Annotated in this window: 11 protein-coding genes and 1 pseudogene; 3 read left to right on the plus strand and 9 right to left on the minus strand. The window is 71.2% G+C overall.

Going from position 1 to position 16,542, the window contains the following annotated elements; translation table 11 throughout:
- The 4 genes from ACYVAK_RS02580 to pilG form a co-directional block, all read right to left on the minus strand.
- Positions 1 to 3,546: Hpt domain-containing protein (locus ACYVAK_RS02580; protein ID WP_461057680.1), on the minus strand; the 3,546-nt coding region annotated here is incomplete at its 3' end.
- 56 nt (positions 3,547 to 3,602) lie between these two features.
- Entirely contained in the window at positions 3,603 to 5,636 is a 2,034-nt protein-coding gene (locus ACYVAK_RS02585; protein ID WP_461057682.1) for a methyl-accepting chemotaxis protein, read from the minus strand.
- A 65-nt stretch (positions 5,637 to 5,701) separates the two neighbouring features.
- The gene (locus ACYVAK_RS02590) at positions 5,702 to 6,229 is read right to left on the minus strand and encodes a chemotaxis protein CheW (RefSeq protein WP_461057684.1); all 528 of its coding nucleotides are present in this window, start codon (positions 6,227 to 6,229) and stop codon (positions 5,702 to 5,704) included.
- Complete coding sequence (gene pilG, locus ACYVAK_RS02595; protein ID WP_461057686.1) at positions 6,226 to 6,627, minus strand: twitching motility response regulator PilG; 402 nt, start codon at positions 6,625 to 6,627, stop codon at positions 6,226 to 6,228. The genes ACYVAK_RS02590 and pilG overlap by 4 nt, the downstream gene beginning before the upstream one ends.
- Positions 6,628 to 6,810: 183 nt before the next feature.
- Between pilG and gshB the strand changes: the two genes are divergently transcribed.
- Both gshB and ACYVAK_RS02605 read left to right on the plus strand, forming a co-directional pair.
- Positions 6,811 to 7,758, plus strand: coding sequence for a glutathione synthase (gene gshB / locus ACYVAK_RS02600; protein ID WP_461057688.1), 948 nt, complete (start codon positions 6,811 to 6,813; stop codon positions 7,756 to 7,758).
- A gap of 44 nt (positions 7,759 to 7,802) precedes the next feature.
- On the plus strand, positions 7,803 to 8,663 hold the full coding sequence (locus tag ACYVAK_RS02605) for an energy transducer TonB (RefSeq protein ID WP_461057690.1): 861 nt from the start codon (positions 7,803 to 7,805) through the stop codon (positions 8,661 to 8,663).
- Here ACYVAK_RS02605 and tsaB read toward each other — a convergent pair.
- The 5 genes from tsaB to mrcB are packed head-to-tail and all read right to left on the minus strand — an operon-like array spanning position 8,660 to position 14,426.
- Positions 8,660 to 9,400, minus strand: a complete 741-nt coding sequence (tsaB, locus tag ACYVAK_RS02610) for a tRNA (adenosine(37)-N6)-threonylcarbamoyltransferase complex dimerization subunit type 1 TsaB (protein ID WP_461057692.1) — start codon at positions 9,398 to 9,400, stop codon at positions 8,660 to 8,662. The genes ACYVAK_RS02605 and tsaB overlap by 4 nt on opposite strands.
- Positions 9,397 to 9,519 (minus strand): hypothetical protein, encoded by a 123-nt coding sequence (locus tag ACYVAK_RS02615; protein WP_461057694.1) that lies wholly within the window; start codon positions 9,517 to 9,519, stop codon positions 9,397 to 9,399. Before ACYVAK_RS02615 ends, tsaB begins: the two co-directional genes overlap by 4 nt.
- Positions 9,509 to 11,539 carry an ATP-dependent DNA helicase gene (locus ACYVAK_RS02620; protein ID WP_461057696.1) on the minus strand — a complete coding sequence of 677 codons (2,031 nt, stop codon included), beginning with the start codon at positions 11,537 to 11,539 and terminating at the stop codon, positions 9,509 to 9,511. Before ACYVAK_RS02620 ends, ACYVAK_RS02615 begins: the two co-directional genes overlap by 11 nt.
- Positions 11,540 to 11,580: 41 nt before the next feature.
- Positions 11,581 to 12,117, minus strand: coding sequence for a tetratricopeptide repeat protein (locus tag ACYVAK_RS02625; RefSeq protein WP_461057698.1), 537 nt, complete (start codon positions 12,115 to 12,117; stop codon positions 11,581 to 11,583).
- 8 nt (positions 12,118 to 12,125) lie between these two features.
- Entirely contained in the window at positions 12,126 to 14,426 is a 2,301-nt protein-coding gene (mrcB, locus tag ACYVAK_RS02630; protein WP_461057700.1) for a penicillin-binding protein 1B, read from the minus strand.
- 665 nt (positions 14,427 to 15,091) lie between these two features.
- Between mrcB and ACYVAK_RS02635 the strand changes: the two are divergent.
- Positions 15,092 to 16,081, plus strand: a pseudogene (locus tag ACYVAK_RS02635) (glycosyltransferase); the annotation flags it as partial.
- Positions 16,082 to 16,542 lie beyond the last annotated feature (461 nt).

Here is a 16,542-nt window from a genome sequence, read left to right on the forward strand (position 1 = left end):
TTCGGCGGCAGCGGCTTCGGCGGCAGCGGCTTCGGCGGCAGCGGCTTCGGCGGCAGCGGCTTCGGCGGCAGCGGCTTCGGCGGCAGCGGCTTCGGCGGCAGCGGCTTCGGCGGCAGCGGCTTCGGCGATGGCAAGTGCCATCGCGGCCTCCGAGGCGGCCTGTGCCTCGCGTTCGGCCTGCCTGCGGGCGGCGCTCTCGGACGCGATTCGCGCCGCATCCGCAGCCTCGGCCTCCGCAAGGACCTGCAGCACGCGGCGCTGGGCAGCGTAAGCCGCTTCCTCGGCACGCTCGTCGGCGGGCGGCAGGGCAGGCGCCATCGACGGCGCTTCCGCGACCGCCAGAGTCCCGTCACGGACCTCGTCCGCCCCGGCGATATCGAACTGCGCCGGCAACGGCGCATCGAGGAACGAATCGAGCGTCAAGCGCTCCGGATCCTCGGCGTCGGCAGGGAGGAGAGGCTCGGGGGCGACGGCGTCGTCGGCTTCGAAACGCGGGAGCTCCCCGGTGTCGATGCCGCCCATGTCGACGGCGAGGATGGTGTCCTCTTCACCGAGGCTGATGACCGGGGCACCCGGCTCCGGGAGTGCGTCGCGTGCGGCCAGCAGCGCCGCGGCGAGGGCCGGGAACTGCGGGAGGCGGGCTTCGGCTTCGGCAAGCGCCTCCAGCGTCTGGCGGACTGCGAACGTGGCCTGGCGGGCCAGCACCACGTCGTCGGCACACGGCAACTTCTGCGCCGCGATGATGCGCTTCAGGAGCCCCTCGAGCGGCGAGGTGACACCAGTGATGGCGCTCACTTCCGTCATCGCGAAGGCGCCATTCATCGTGTGCACCGAACGCAACAGGCGCTCCTCGACGCGCTGCGGCCCGAGCGCCTCGGAGCGCGACAGCCATTCTTCGACGACCTCGAGATGACCTTCGACTTCGGGGCGCAAGATTTCGAGCAGCACCGGATCGAGCGCGAACGACACCGCCTCCGGGACAGCCTCGAAGGCCGGAAGCATCGGCCAAGCGCTTGCCGTCGGAGCGGGGACCTGGAACGGCGGGAGTTCCGGGAGCGGCGGCGGCTCCGTGGCCGCCGGTCGGTCGTCGCCCGTGGATGCATCGATGGCCTCGACCACCGCGGGCCCCGGTTCGGGATCATGTGCCGCGGGGGCGACGTAATGGGCGTCCTCGCCGGCCGCCACGCGGTCGGCAATGGCCTTCAGGCCTTCAAGGTCGGCATAACGCTCCTCGCCCGCCAGAGCGGCGCGCAAGTCCGGTAGGACACGCGCCGACTCGGCGACGATGTCGTACACCGCCGACGTCGGCGGCCGCGTGCCGTCCAGCACGCGGTTGAGCATGTTTTCGATCTTCCAGCTGAACTCGCCAAGCGTCTTCGCGCCCACCAAGCGACCGGAGCCCTTGAGCGTGTGGAAAACGCGGCGGATCGGACGCAGGGCGTCGACGTTGTCGAGCTTCGCCCCCCAAGCCGGGAGCAGGTTGGCCAGATTGTCGATTTCCTCGGAGAACTCCTCGAGAAAGACCTCCTGGATCTCGGCATCGACGTCCTCGTTCGACGCGGCGTCGTAGCCCGGGAGGCGCTCCCCGACGACCGGCCCCGCGGGTCGCGCGGCGGTGGCGGGAACCGGCGCCTCGGGCGTGGAGGCCGCAGGTGCGGAAGGAAGCGCGTCCACGGCGGCGACCGGCGCCACCGGCGCCACGGATTCTGGTGCGGGCGCATCGATCGCCGCAACCAGGGCCGGGTCGACCGGCACGACGGACGCCTTGACCGTCTCGGTGGTCGCCGGTTCGTCCGCGGCGGCAATGGCCTCGGGTGGCGCAGCGACGGGCGCCGGGGCGACGACCGCGGGCAAGGGCCAGTAACCGATTGCCGCCAGACTGTCGCGGGCGATGTTGAGGATCTGGTCCGGGTTGGGGCGCCGGTCGCGCACCGCCTCGAGGAAGTATTCGAGCGACGCCAAGGCGTCTGCGAGCCGATCGAGCTGGTGGCCCGTCGGCACGCGACGCTTGCCGGCGAGTTCTTCCACCGTGAAGCGGGAGATCGCCGTCAGCAGGTCGACGGCCGCGGGCACCTCGAGGATTCGAAGGGCGCCTGCCACTTCGGACAGCAGTGGCGCGACGTCCTGCAGGCGCGTGTGGTCCCAATGCGTCTCGACGAAAGCGACGAAGCAGGCGCGCGCGTTGCTGAAGTTGTTCAGCGCCTCGCGGGCGACCACGTCGAGCACGGCGCGCGCCTCGGCGGCCGGCAGCAGCGGCTGCGGCGCGCTGCCATCGGCTTCAGCGTCGCCCAGCCTTGCGACCTGGTCGTCGAGCATGGCCTCGACATAGAGAAGCGCACCCGCGATGTCGAGCAGCGCGGACTCGTCCGGCGCGCGATGGCCGCCGGCGATCGCGTGCATGGTGGCGAGCTGGTCACGCACCACGCGCTGAGGCACGCCGAGACCGAGCACGCCGAGGGTCTCCTTGACGCGATCGAGGGTCTCGATCTGTCCACCAATCTCCGCGACGACGCCCGCCGGCGCGCGCATGTGCAGGTCGAGCGCGTCCTTGACCCGCAGCAGGTCTTCCTTGATGGCATTGGTGACCGTCGACAGCAGAGCACGGTTGTGGCCGGCCATCGCGCTGCGCGCATGCTCGACCTCCCGCTCGCTCGGCATGTAGCTCTCGAGGGCGAACGCGGTGTTGACCTCGCCGAGCCGGCCGGACTTCTCCGGCGCGTGGGCGATGAAGTACAGCAGCTGGCGCGTCAGTTCGAGCGGCGGTTGGGTGCGGAACGCGGCGTCGCCCTCGGTGGCGAGGCGCTTGATCTCGCGCTCGATGCGGGCGATCACCTGCTGGTGCGCGCGCTCCACCGGGAAGGCGCCACGCGCCGCAGCATCGAGCAGCGAGGACGCCACCCAGAACAGCCGGCGCGCCGATTCGGCGCTGGTGAACTCGACCATCTGCAGGCAGACGTCGGCGAGGTCCCGGGCGGAAGCTCTGTCGCCGTCCTTCAGCCACTTCAACAGCGAGCCCTGGAACAACTGGCTGGCGACTTCGGCGCGGCGCTTGACCTGGTCGAGGGGCAGCGGCGTGCCGGGGCCGCGGGCGGACGCAGGAAGCTCGACGCCGAGGTTGGGCGAGAACAGCATCGCCTCGGACACGCCTTTCTCGCCGCGGGCGCCACGCAAATCATTGAGCAGCGGCAGTAGCACCAGCGGAATGTCGCGGAAGCCGGTCTGCAGGCGCTCGAGATAGTCGGGCAACTGCATGATGCCGCGCATCAGCGCGCTGAAGGCGTTGTCGCGATCCTCGATGCCCCCAGCGATCAGCGCCTTGGCCAGCGCGTGCATTTCCTCCGCGACCATCGCCGCGCCGTAGAGCTCGACCATGCGCAGCGCGCCGTGCACCTGGGCGAGCCCGTTGGCGCACAGTTCGAGCTGGGCCGGGTCCTGGCCGTTCTCGACGTAGTCCTCGAGGCCCTGGCGGGCCAGCTTGAGGGTTTCGTCGATCTCCGGCTTGACCCAGGTCAGCGTGGTGTAGTCGTTCTGGTCTTGCAGACGCATCGTGCGCTCTCGGCAGTACGGGGGTCACGCCGCGGCGGATGCCGCGGGAGAGCGGATCAGTCCGGCAGCTTGAAGTCGGCGACCGAGCGGCGCAGGTCGGCAGCGAGCTGTGCCAGGTTGCCGATCGACTCGGCCGTCTGGCTCGCACCTTGCGAGGTCTGCGTGGTGATCTCCTGAATGACGGTCATGGTCGCGGTGATGTTCGTCGCGGCGGCCGACTGCTGGCGCGAGGCCTCGGAGATGCTCTGGATGAGGTCGGCGAGGTCGTTCGACACCTTTTCGATCTCGACCAGCGCGAGGCCGGCGTCCTCGGCGAGGCGGGCACCGGCGACCACTTCCGCGGTCGTCTGTTCCATCGAGGACACCGCTTCGTTGGTGTCGCTCTGAATGGTGGCGACCAGCGCTTCGATTCGCTTGGTGGCGTTCGAGGCGCGTTCGGCGAGTCGCTGCACTTCGTCGGCCACGACCGCGAAGCCGCGGCCCGCCTCACCCGCGGAGGCCGCCTGGATGGCGGCGTTCAGCGCGAGGATGTTCGTCTGTTCCGAGATGTCGTTGATCAGTTCGATGATCGAGCCGATTTCCTGCGAGCTTTCGCCGAGGCGCTTGATTCGCTTCGAGGTTTCCTGGATCTGGTCACGGATGTTGTCCATGCCCTGGATCGTCTGGCGCACCACTTCGGCGCCCTTGGCGGCGATCTGCACGGAGCGCTGGGCCACGTCGGCCGATTCGGCGGAGTTCTTCGACACCTCGTCGATGCTGGCCGCGATTTCGTTGATCTTCGCGGACGCCGAGGTGATCTGCTGCGCCTGGTGTTCGGCGGCGTCGGCGAGGTGCATCGCGGTCGCCTGCGTTTCCTGGGCCGCGGCGGCCACCTGCACGGCGGTCTCGTTGATCGTGCCGACGAGGGTGCGCAGCTGGTCGATGGCGAAGTTGATCGAGTCGGCGATCGCGCCGGTGATGTCTTCCGTCACCGTCGCCTTGGCGGTCAGGTCACCTTCGGCGAGCGATCCCATTTCGTCCAGCAGGCGCAGAATGGCCTCCTGGTTGCGCTGGTTGAGCTCGGTGGCCTGGCGCTCGCGCTTGCGACCGTCGGAGAAGATGGTGAGCAACAGGCCGACGAGGCCACCCAGCAGGCCGAGGCCGGAGCCGATCGCCCACCAGTTGTTCGGGAACACGCGGGTCACGTTGGCGTTGGCGAAGGCGCCGGCGAGCGCCGCGCTGTTCTCGCCGAGCACCTCGGCGTCGCCGGAGAGCACGTCGCCGGAGGCCTGCACCGCGAAGAGGTTCGGGGCGGTGGTTAGGATGCTCTCGAGCTCCTTCTGCGCATCGGCGTACTGGGTCTCCACCGCCTCCACGGCAGCCCGCGCGTTCAGCGAGGTCAGCGCCACGACGCCGAGGTCCTCGTTGCCGCCTTTGAGGCCGGCAAGCACCTGGGCGAACACCGCGGCGTCGCGCGACAGCGCGTCGGACTGGTCGGAGCCAGCGCGGATTTCCGCCACGCGCTGCGCCATTCGGTTGGCGAGCACGATCTGCCGGTTGGCGATGTTGATCTGCGAGGCCGGGGCACCGGCGTCCGACATGGCGCGCACCACCTCGTCGAGGCGGGCGGTCAGGCGCGGGATGCGCCCGGTGAAGGCGTCCGCCGTCTGGGCGAGCGCGAGGATCTCGTCCTGTGCGGCGAGGATCTTGTCGGTGTCGGCAGACATGCGGGTCCAAGTCTCCGTGACCTGGGCCAGCGACGCGCTGACCTGCGGCATGTTCAGGTCGCCCTGGTAGCCGGGAACGCCCTTGTCGCCGGTGCCGTCATTGAGCGCCCCCACCGCGGCGACGATGGTGTCCCGCGTACCCTGCAGCTCGGCGAAGGCCTCTTCGCGGCCGGCGATCGCCTCCGTCGCGTAGCGACCGAGCTTCTGCGCATCCACCTGCAGACCGAAGGCGAGGGCCGAGGCGCTGTTGATCTGCCCGGCGAAAAACGTCGCGGCGAGGAAGTTCGCGGCGAAGATCAAGGCCGAGATCGCGAGCAGGAATGCCCAGGCGCGCAGGCCGACCTTGGTCAGACGGTCTTGGAAGGTGACTTTCGAAGCGCTCATTACATCGGACCTCGGATCGGAACGGGTTGACTCGAGCACGGGCGCGGCTCGAGCGGGTATGGCGGTCAGGCGGCGGCCTGGCGGAATTCGGGGGTGCGGGACAGCAGCGGAATATCGAGGACGCCCCACGTGACGTCGCCGACGCGGTAGGCACGGGCGATGACCGCGGCGTAGCGACCGTCCAGCGATTCCGGGCGGTCGATGATCTGGGCGTCGTTGAACGAACGCTGGCCGTAGAGTTCGTCGGCCAGCAGGATCACGTTGCCACCCGGCTGCTTGACCAGCAGGCAGCGCTGCCCTTCGTTGACGGCGCTGCGCTCGCCCTCGAGGAACTGCTTCAGGTCGACCACGCCGTACAGGCTGCCGCGGACGTTGGCGAGGCCTAGCATCCAGGGCTGCGAGCCGGGAACGGCGGTGATCGCCGGCAGGCTGATGATCTCCACCACGTCGCCGAAGGCGCCGACCAGGCGGTGCTTGCCGATGCGGAAACCGACGCCACGCCAGTGGCCCGGTGCCTCGACGAGCTCGGGACGGCCCGGCTGATGGGCCAGCGAACGGCGCTCGTAGTCGAGGAGGAGGTCGAAGGCACTCATGCGGCGGGGGCGTAGCGACGGACGACGTCGAGCAGCTCGTCGCGGGTGAACGGCTTGGTGAGGTACTGCTCCGAGCCGACGATGCGGCCGCGCGCCTTGTCGAACAGGCCGTCCTTCGAGGACAGCATAATCACCGGCGTGCCCTTGAAGAGCTGGTTGGACTTGATCAGCGCGCAGGTCTGATAGCCGTCCAGGCGGGGCATCATGATGTCGACGAAGATGACCTGCGGCTGCACTTCGGCGATGCGGCCGAGCGCCTCGAAGCCGTCGTTCGCGGTGACGACCTCGCAACCCTCCTTCTTCAGCAGGGTTTCCGCCGTGCGGCGGATGGTCTTCGAATCATCGATGACCATGACCCTGAGGCCCGCCAGTGCGCCGGACTCGTTGCTTTCACTCATCAGCTATCCCCAAAAGTGCCGTCGGCGGAGGCCCGGGCAGGCCTTGGCGCGCCGCAACGCAACCTATATCCCAGTGTCAACAAAACGTGTCAAGCCCGCGCTGCGCTTCATGATTCCATGCTCGGCGATGCCGGCGCCCCCTGATACCCTGTCTCACATTCTCGCACCGAAGGGCGGATCCGCATGCATCGTCGGCTGGCCGTGGTGATGGACCCGATCGAGTCCATCAAAATCGTGAAGGACTCCACATTTGCGATGCTGCTGGAGGCGCAGCGTCGCGACTGGGCCGTGCATTATGTCGTCCCGGGCAGCCTCGGATTCCGGGGCGGGGTGGCCGGAGGGCGCCTGGCCCCCTTGCGGGTGAGGGACGACAAGGCCGGCTGGTTCGAGCTCGGCGACGCCGCCTGGCGCCCCCTGGCCGAGATGGACCAGGTGCTGATGCGCCGCGACCCGCCGGTCGACGCCGACTTCGTGCACGACACCCAGGTCCTCGCGGCGGCCCAGCGGCAGGGCGCGGCCGTCACCAACGACCCGGCCGGCCTGCTGGAGCTCAACGAAAAGCTCGCGGCGCTGATGTTCCCCGACTGCATTCCTCCGACGCTCGTCAGCCGGGAAGCCGCCGAGTTCCGGGCCTTTGCCGCCGAACACGGCGAAATCGTTCTGAAGACCCTGGACGGCATGGGCGGGCGCTCGATCTTCCGCAGCCGCCACGGTGACCCGAACTTCAACGTGATCCTCGAGACCCTGACCGCCGACGGCCGGCATCTCGCCATGGCCCAGCGCTTCCTGCCGGAGATCGCCGACGGCGACAAGCGGGTGCTGCTGGTCGACGGCGAGCCGGTCTCGCATTGCCTCGCCCGCATCCCGCAGGGCACGGAGTTCCGCGGCAACCTCGCGGCGGGTGGGCGGGGCGAAGTGCGTCCGCTGACCGCGCGCGACCGCGAGATCGCCGCGATCGTCGGGCCGGAAATGAGGCGCCGCGGCATGCGCTTCGTCGGGCTCGACGTCATCGGCGGCCACCTGACGGAGGTCAACGTCACCAGCCCGACGTGCATCCGGGAGATCGACGCCGCGGCCGGCCTCAACGTCGCGGGCCTGCTTTTCGACGCACTGGAGCGTGGCCCGGCGTGAGCGCCCGCAGTTTCCCCTCGCCCGCGGGGCGCGAGGATGCACCCGTGACGGACGGCGTCGGCCCCATGCAGCGCCTGACCGCGACCACCCTGCTGGCCCTGGTGGTGATCGGCATCGTCGTGCTCGGCATCAGCTTCGGTCGGGACGACGCCGCCCCCGTGACCCCGACGCTGGACGTGATCCTGACCGAGACGGCCAGCCGCACGCCGCCCGAGAAGGCCGATTTCCTGGCCCAAGCGAACCACCAGGGCGGCGGCGACAGCGAGGAAAGCCAGCGACCGCGGGACGCCGTGAGCGCGCCGGTGCCCAAGCTGGAGGACGGCATCGCGCCGGTGCCGATCCGCGCCCAGTCCCCGCGTCCACAGGACGCGATGCCGATGCCGGTGATCACGACGACGGCGACCGCGGCCGACGACGCGCCGCGGGAACCCCCGGCGCCCGAGACGCCGCCGACGCCGCTACCGCTCGGCGAACAACTGCTCGAGCAGGCGCTGGAGATGGCCCGGCTGGCCGCCGAGGTGGAGCGGCGAGAAGCCGAGTACGCCCGCCGGCCGAAGCGGAAGTTCGTTTCCGCGAGCACGCAGGAGTACGCCTATGCGCAATACCTGAAGGCCTGGGTCGAGCGGGTCGAGCGCGTCGGCAACGCGAACTACCCGGAGCGCGCCCGCGCCGACCGGCTCGAAGGACGGCTGGTGATGACCGTGGCGGTGCGCCGCAACGGCAGCGTCGAATCCGTCGTGCTGAACACCCCCAGCCGATACGAGGTGCTGAACCAGGCCGCCCGGCGCATCGTGGAGCTGGCCGGCCCCTACCCCGCCGTGCCGCAGACCGGCGAACAGGTCGACGTGCTGCACATCACCCGGACGTGGCACTTCCGCAATGGCGCAGTGAGCAGCGAGGACTAGGCCCCGTCGAGGCTGGTCTTCGCGGCGCGGGCCGCCGCCTGCTCTAGCGCGGTGAGCGCGACCTTGTCCCTGAGGTAGGTGGGCTCGAGGCGCTCCGGGGCCAAGGCGAAACCTCGAGCCCAACCATTCGCCGCGATCCGGGCGACGGCCGCAGCGCTAGGCAAGGCCCCGGCATCGATCCGCGCCAGACGATCGGAGAGCGTGGCGCACCACCCTCCCCCGCCGGCGCCAAAGCCGGTTCCAACGCCCGTCCAACGCCCGCCCGTCGTCGGCCCGCGGGACGCCAAGGCCCGGGCGGCGGCGTCGAGCGGCATCAGCGCCTCGTCGGCACGCGCTGCCGGCAGGCCGTCAGCATTCGCTTCGAACTCGCCGACGTACAACTCCCCCATCCGCGCGTCGATGGCGGCAAGCACCGGCCCTTCGACGAGGAAAGGCTCGGCGAGTGCGGCGAGGGTGGACACCGGCACCACCGGACGGTCCAGGCCGAGGGCGATGCCCTGCACCAGGCTGATCGCCAGCCGCACGCCGGTGAACGCGCCCGGCCCCACCCCCACCGCCAGCGCATCGAGTTGCGACTTCGCCACGTCCGCCTCGGCCAACAAGGACTCGGCCCATGGCAGCGCGAGTTCGGCGTGGCGGCGCGGCGCGACCTCGTGGCGGGCCATCAGGCGACCGTCGTGCCACAGCGCGACGGAGCAGGCTTCGGTGGCGAGTTCGAAGGCGAGCAAGGTGCTCATGCAGGCAGCTCCCGCAGGCCGGGCCGGGAAGGCTGCGCACGACCCGCGCCGAGGCGGCGCCCGAACACGCCGCCCACGCCGGTCATGCGGCCGGGGCGCGAAGCAGGGTCAACGGACATCGACGGGCTCCGCGGCGTAGGAGGGATCGAAGAACGCCTGCACGTCGGCCAGCGCCTTCGTGCGCGTCAGCGGCGGCAGGCTGGCCATGAACACGCGGCCGTAGGGCTTGGTCACGAGGCGCGGGTCGCAGAGCACCAGCACGCCACGGTCGTCGTGGCGGCGGATCAACCGGCCCACGCCCTGCTTCAGGGCGATGGCGGCGGTCGGCACCTGTTCGGCAAGGAAAGGATTGCCGCCGCGGCGGCGAACGGCTTCGAGACGCGCTTCGAGCACCGGATCGTCCGGCGCGGCGAAGGGCAGCTTGTCGATGACGACGACGGAGAGCGCATCGCCGGCGACGTCCACGCCCTCCCAGAAACTCGCGGCGCCGAGCAGCACGCCGTTGCCGCTGGCCCGGAACTGCTCGATCAGCTGCAGGCGCGGGGCCGTGCCCTGCACGAACAGCGGCCACGGCCCACCGGCCAAGAGGGTCGCCGCCTCGCGCAGCGCGCGGTGCGAGGTGAACAGCAGGAAGGCGCGGCCCTTCGAGGCCTCGAGCACCGGGCGCACCGCGGCGACCACGCGCTCGGTGTACTCGCGCGCGGACGGCTCGGGCAGGCCGGGCGGGAAGTAGGCCAGCGACTGGGTCTTCCAGTCGAAAGGGCTCTGCTCCAGCAGGGTGCGCGGCTCGTGCAGGCCGAGCTTCCACGCGATATGCCTCAGGTCGCCGCCGACGGCCAGCGTGGCGGAGGTGAAGATCCACGCCGCCTTGCTCTGCTCGCGGTAGCGGCGCAGCGGGCCGGCGACGTCGAGCGGGGTGATCGAGAAGGCGAAACCGCGCTGCGTGAGCTCGAACCAGCGCACCTCGCCGTGCGAGGCCGCATCGGCGCGATCCCCGTCCTCGCCACCCTCGGCCGCGTCGGCGTGCGCGTCCAACGCATCGCTGTCGTCGTCGGCATCGAGCAGGCCCGGTGCGCCGTCCGCCCAGGTGCGCAGCCGCGTGCGGAACAGCTCGAGCCGCGTGAGCACGGCGGCGAACTCCGGCGCGGCCTCTTTCAACGGGGTGACCGCGGCCAGCAATCCGGCCATCGCCGCATCGAGCGTGCGCACGAGGGCCGGCATGTCGGCGTGGTGGTCGAGCAGCAGGGCCAGCGTGCCGCGCTGCGGCAGGCCTTCGCACTGCGCGCGCAGCAGCCGGATCGCCGCCTCCAGCTCGCGCACCGCCGGCGAGACGGCGGCGAGGCTGCCGGCGACCTTGCCGCAGGCGCCGATCGCATCGCGCGTGAGGTCGATGAGCATGCGCGCCGAGACCGATTCGCCGAAGAACTGCGAGGCGAGGTCGGGCAACTGGTGCGCTTCGTCGAGCACGAAGGCCGAAGCGCCCGGCAGGATTTCGCCGAAGCCCTCCTCCTTGATGGCGAGGTCGGCCAGCAGCAGGTGGTGGTTGATGACCACGAGGTCGGCGGCCTGCGCCTCGGCACGCGCCTTCACCACGAAGCAGTCCTGCCAAAACGGGCATTCGCTGCCGAGGCAGTTCTCCACCGTCGAGGTGACGAGGCCGCGCAGCGGCGAGTCCTCGGGCAGGTCCTCGATCTCGGCGAGGTCGCCGCGGCGCGTGCGCTTGCTCCACTGCACGATGCGTTCGAACTGCGCGATCTGCTCGCGGCCGCTGAACACCGGCGCGCCCTTGGCGAGTTCGGTGCGCTGGAGGCACAGGTAGTTGCTGCGGCCCTTCAGCAGCGCGGTGCGCAGGCCGAGGCCGAGCGCTTCGCGCACTTTCGGCAGGTCGCGGTGGTAGAGCTGGTCCTGCAGCGCCTTGGTGCCGGTCGAGACGATCACGCGCTGGCCGGAGAGCAAGGCCGGCACGAGGTAGGCGTAGGTCTTTCCGGTGCCGGTGCCGGCTTCGGCCACCAGCGCCCCGCGCTCGGCCATGGTTTCGGCGATGGCCGCGCCGAGCCGCTGCTGCGCCGGACGCGGCGCATAACCAGGGATCGCGTTCGCCAAGGCGCCGCCCTCGTCGAGCGCGCGGGCGGTCAGCATCGGCAGCACCCCGCGGCCGCCGGACGTGGCGGCCTCGGCCGTCACATCCGCACCGGCGGCGCGATGGTGCAGCGTTCGAGCATCGCCGCGGCGGAGGCGGCGTTTTCTGCCTCGCCGCGCGATTCCCGCAGCAGCTTCACCAGCGTCCAGTTGCGGCGGCACAGCGGGCCGGATTTCGGGCCCAGCGCGATGCTCTGCTTGGCGAGGGACTCCGCCTCGTCGCGGGCCTGGCGCAGCACCGCGAGTTCCGCCCGCCACTGCAGCAGGTCGGGGTCGTCAGGCGTGATCTCAAGCGCCTTCAACAGCTCGCGATCGGCGCGCTGCGGGCGGTTCGACGCCTGCGCCTTCTCGGCGCGCTCGCGCAGGTCCTCGACGTGCGGATCGACGAGCGGCGTGACCACCAGCTCCGCGCCGTCGCGGCCGGCCGCGCGCGTGGCCTCGACGATCTGCGCATCGGTGAGCGGCGGAGGGACGGCCGGGGCTACGGGGGCAGGTGGCGGCGTGGCGCAACTCGCCAGGAGCAGCGCGACGGGAAGTGTCATCGCGCCGCGCAGGGTCATCGCACGTGTCGGGTTCATCCAGTCCTTCACTCGCCGTCCGCTCCAAAACCGAAGAAATCGAGCAGGCCGCGTTCGACGCAGCTGAGGTGCTCGGCAGGCAGGAAGCCTGCGACAAAAGGATAGCGGCGGGCACCGGTGCATTCGGCTTCCGTCGTGGCGAATTGCCCCTGCGCGACATAAGCCCATTCGATGCCCTGCTCGCCCGGCTGCAGCGGCGCGCTCGGCAGCGTCGAGAACAGGCCCTGCCAGACCCGCATCGCGCCGGTGGCGCCGTACAGGCCCGTGGCCTCGTTGCGGTCGTTGCCCACCCACACGACGGCCAAGTGGCTGCCGGTGTAGCCCGCGAACCACGAGTCGCGGCCGTCGTTGCTGGTGCCGGTCTTGCCCGCGGCCGCGAGGCGAGCGGTCTCGCCACCGGCCAGCGCGCGGGCCGTGCCGCGGCGGGCGGCATCCTGCAGCACGAGGGTGACGAGGCGCGCCGCCACGGCGTCGCCTTCCTGCGCCTCGTCCTTGCGGCCGTCGTAGCGCGCCACCGGCTCGCCTTCCGGCGACAGCACGCCGCGCACGGCGCGCAGCGGCTGGATGCGGCCGCCGGAGGCCAGGAACTGGTAGGCCTGCGCCATCGCGAAGGGGGACAGATCGACGCTGCCGAGGATCAGTGAGGGGTTGGGCTCGGCCTCGATTCCCGCCAGTACCTTCAGCAGCGCGACGAGCCGCTGCGGTCCCACGTCCATCCCCAGCCGCACCGTGGCCTGGTTGTAGCTGTGGATCAGGGCGTCCTCGAGCGGCAGCACGCCATGGCTGCGGCCGTCGGAATTCTTCGGCGCCCATTCCTGCCCGTTGGTCAGGCGCATCGACACCGGGCCGTCGTCGATCGGCGAAGCCAGCGACCATCGGCCCGGCTGGGCGAGGGCCAGCAGGTAGACCATGGGTTTGAGCAGCGAGCCGACCGGACGCCGGGCATCCAGTGCGCGGTTGAAGGCCGGCTGGTTGGCGTTGCGGTCGCCGACGATGGCGCGCACGTCGCCGGTCTGCGCGTCGGTGAGCACCAGCGCCGCCTGCAGCGCCGGGCGGTCCGCCTTGTCGAGAGCGCCCAGCGAACGCGCGACGGAGGCCTCCGCGTCGCGCTGCGCGGACGGTGCGAGCGTGGTGTGCACGGTGAGCCCGGCGCCGGTGAGCGCATCCGCGTCGTAATCGCTGGCCAGCTGGCGGCGCACGAGGTCGAGGAAGCCGGGATAGCGGTTGCGCGCGAGGCCCGGGCGGGCGAGCACGCCCAGCGGCTGGCGCCGCGCGGCATCGCGTTGGGCTTCGGTGAGCAGGCCGGTGTCGTGGAAGACGCCGAGCACCAGGTCGCGACGCGCCTTCGCGCGATCCGGGTAGCGGCGCGGGTCGTGGTGGGACGGCCCCTGGACCATCGCGACCAGCAGCGCGATCTCATGGGCCTTGAGGTCGGCGACGTCGCGGCCGAACCAGAAGCGCGAGGCCGCACCGACGCCGTGGATGCTCTGGCCGCCCTGCTGCCCGAGGTAGACCTGGTTGAGGTAGGTCTCGAGGATGCGGCGCTTGTCGAAGCGCGCCTCGATGATCAGCGCATAGGCGGCTTCCTTGGCCTTGCGCGTCGCCGTCTTGGCATTGCTCAGGAACAGGCTGCGCACCAGCTGCTGGGTCAGCGTGCTGCCGCCCTGCTCCAGTTCGCCTTCCTTGAGGTTGACGAACATCGCCCGCAGCACGCCCCAGGGGTCGATGCCGATGTGGTGCTTGAAGTTGCGGTCCTCGACGGCCTGCAGGCCGGCCACCAGCAGCGGCGGCGCATCGTCGAGTCGGATCAGCTCGCGCTCCTCCTGCTTCGCGCCGTACAGGGTGGCGATGCGCGCCGGATCAAGCATGAAGCCGGGGCCACCACCGTCGCTGCGGCGCAGGCCGGCGATGCGGCCGTCGGCGAGACGCACCTCGGCGCGCGCCGGATCGACCGGGCCATCGACGTCGCGGAAGCCGCGGGTGGCAATGCGGAAAACGCCACCCTCGCGCTGGAACGTGCCCGGCGTCCGGCCGTCGCCCTCGCTGAACGCCGCCGCCTCCAATTCCTGCTGCAGTGCCGCCACCGTCATGGGTTGGCCCTCGACGAGGGCCAGCGGGCGGGCGAAGACGCGGGTCGGGATCTGCCAGGTCAGGGCCTCGAACTCCGCACGCACCTCGCGGTCGAGCACCACTGCCACGGGGATGCCGAAGCCAAGGCCGAGGGCGAGCAGGAACAGGGCACCCCACAGCCCAAAGCGCAGCAGCGGCCTGAAACGGGCGGTGGCAGTGGGGGATGGGCGCGAAACCAAGCGTCAACCAAGCGATAATCCGGGTCCCGCAGTCTAGCGCAGCCCCCCTTGACCCCCGCTTGAACACCGCGACGTCGCCGACGGCACGACATGACCTGATCGGGACGATCGAAGGCGATCCGGGGCAAGGCTGGGGCGAGCGGCTCCGCTTGGCCCTGTCCGCCAGCGATGCGCGGCACCTGCTGCTCATCGCGCCGGGGTTGGGGCTCGACGCCTTCACCCTGCGCCAGCTTGCCAACGCACTCGACGAGGCGCCGCAGCTCGATGCCGTGAGCCCGGTGGACGTCGCCGGGATCGCCGCGGCATGGCCGCTGTCCGACCGCGACGACCCGGTCCTGGAAGCCTGGACGTGGGCACCGCATGTCGCGCTTCCAGCCGCCCCCGATCCCCGCTGCGCCCTCTGGCGCCGCGACGCCGCCGAACGCGTGGCGCGTACCGGACGGGACGGTCGCGCCACGATCCGGGGGGCCTGCCTGCCCCACGTCGCCGCATCGCTCGGCGACGGGCCACCGGCGACGGTGCCTGTCGTCGAACGCGACTGGCGTCCGAACTCGCTCGTCCTCCGTCGCCCGCCCACGACGGCCTGTGGCCGGCGCCAGCGGCCCGTCATCCTGCATGTGCTGCACGATTGGGGCGGAGGCGTCGCGCGATTCGTCGACGACCAGATGCACGACGCCCCGGACGCCGACCACCTGGCCCTCGTCAGCAGCGGCGACCGACGGGGGGGGTTCGGCCAGCGCCTTTCGCTGCACACGCGCCTCGACACCGGGCCGATCCGTTCCTGGCGCTGCGCCACCCCCGTGGGTGACACCGGCGACACGCATCCGGCCGTGCGCGCCGCGCTCGCACAGAGCATCGCCAGCTTTGGCGTGAGTGCCGTGCGTGTTTCCTCGCTCATCGGCACCACCCTCGACGTGCTGCGCACCGGCCTCCCGACCGCCTTCGTCGTGCACGACCTGTTCCCGTTCTGGCCTGTTCTGGACGACGTCGAGCCGTTCCCGCGATGGGAGCACGCCCGACTGGCCGAGGCCACCCAGGAGGCCGGCTTTCCGTTCGGCGAACGACGACCCGAAACGTGGCGCAGCCGGTCCGACGACGCGGTGCGCGCCCTCGTCGCCTCCCGCGCGACGATCGTCGCACCCTCGCGGTTCGCCGCGAGGCGGCTGGCGGGCGTCGCACCGGAGCTGCCGGCCGCGGCGGTCATCCCGCACGGTCTGCGGGCCTTCTCCGACCCGCCGGCCCGCGCACCGGAGCGCCGCCCCGGCCCCCTCCGGGTGCTCGTCCCGGGACGCCTCCATGGCGGCAAGGGCGAATGGCTGCTCGACGCACTGCTGCGGCTTCGCCTGCCGGCGATCGACTGGTGTTTCCTGGGCGGCGGTGAGGCGGCACAACGCTACGCGGCGAGCGTCGGCGGCCGGGCCGTTCCCGCGTACCGGCCGGACGAGCTGCCGTCATGGACGGCGGCGTTCTCGCCCGACATCGCCCTGCTCCCGTCCCTGCTGCCGGAAACGTACGGCTATGTGCTGTCGGAGATGCAGGCGCTGGGCCTCCCCGTGCTTGCCGCCGACCGCGGCGCGTATGGCGAGCGTTCCGACCGGCACGGTGCCGGGCTGACCCTCGTCGCGCCGACCGCCGAGGGCTTCGCCGCGGCGCTCCACGCCGCCGCTGCCGACCCGGAGAGAATGGCCCGGCCAGAATCCTTCCCGGTCCGGATGGACGAGGCGCGGCGCGCATGGACCGAGGCGCAACCCGTCGGTGCATCCGATCCGGGATTGGCCGGCGACCCGGCCGTCGTCGTCCCGCAACACAGGGACGGCATCCTGCAGGTCATGGCCTCGATGCTGGCGCAGGAGCGCGATGACGCGTATCGCGCCCACGCCCGGGACACCGACGACCTGATCCACCAGCGCGACGTCGCGATGCGCCGCGCCGAGGAACTGATGCACCAACAGGCCGAAGAACGCGCCCAGGCCGAATCGCTGCGGGAGGCCGCCCTCGACCTCGCCCGCGAGCGCGATGCTGCGTACCGGTATTACGAACGCGATACCGCGGACCTGATCCGCCAGCGCGATATCGCGCTGAGCCAGCGCGACGCGGCGCAGGAGCAGCTGGCCCG

The sequence above is a fragment of the Silanimonas algicola genome (assembly GCF_054777375.1).

Coding starts and splice junctions, on each gene's coding strand:
- ACYVAK_RS02620 (WP_461057696.1), bottom strand. CDS start 11,539: ATGCTGACCGCCCGCGCGCTCGACGAGGGCGGCGCCTTGGCGAACGCG.
- ACYVAK_RS02625 (WP_461057698.1), bottom strand. CDS start 12,117: ATGAACCCGACACGTGCGATGACCCTGCGCGGCGCGATGACACTTCCC.
- pilG (WP_461057686.1), bottom strand. CDS start 6,627: ATGAGTGAAAGCAACGAGTCCGGCGCACTGGCGGGCCTCAGGGTCATG.
- ACYVAK_RS02590 (WP_461057684.1), bottom strand. CDS start 6,229: ATGAGTGCCTTCGACCTCCTCCTCGACTACGAGCGCCGTTCGCTGGCC.
- ACYVAK_RS02585 (WP_461057682.1), bottom strand. CDS start 5,636: ATGAGCGCTTCGAAAGTCACCTTCCAAGACCGTCTGACCAAGGTCGGC.
- tsaB (WP_461057692.1), bottom strand. CDS start 9,400: ATGAGCACCTTGCTCGCCTTCGAACTCGCCACCGAAGCCTGCTCCGTC.
- gshB (WP_461057688.1), top strand. CDS start 6,811: ATGCATCGTCGGCTGGCCGTGGTGATGGACCCGATCGAGTCCATCAAA.
- ACYVAK_RS02615 (WP_461057694.1), bottom strand. CDS start 9,519: ATGTCCGTTGACCCTGCTTCGCGCCCCGGCCGCATGACCGGCGTGGGC.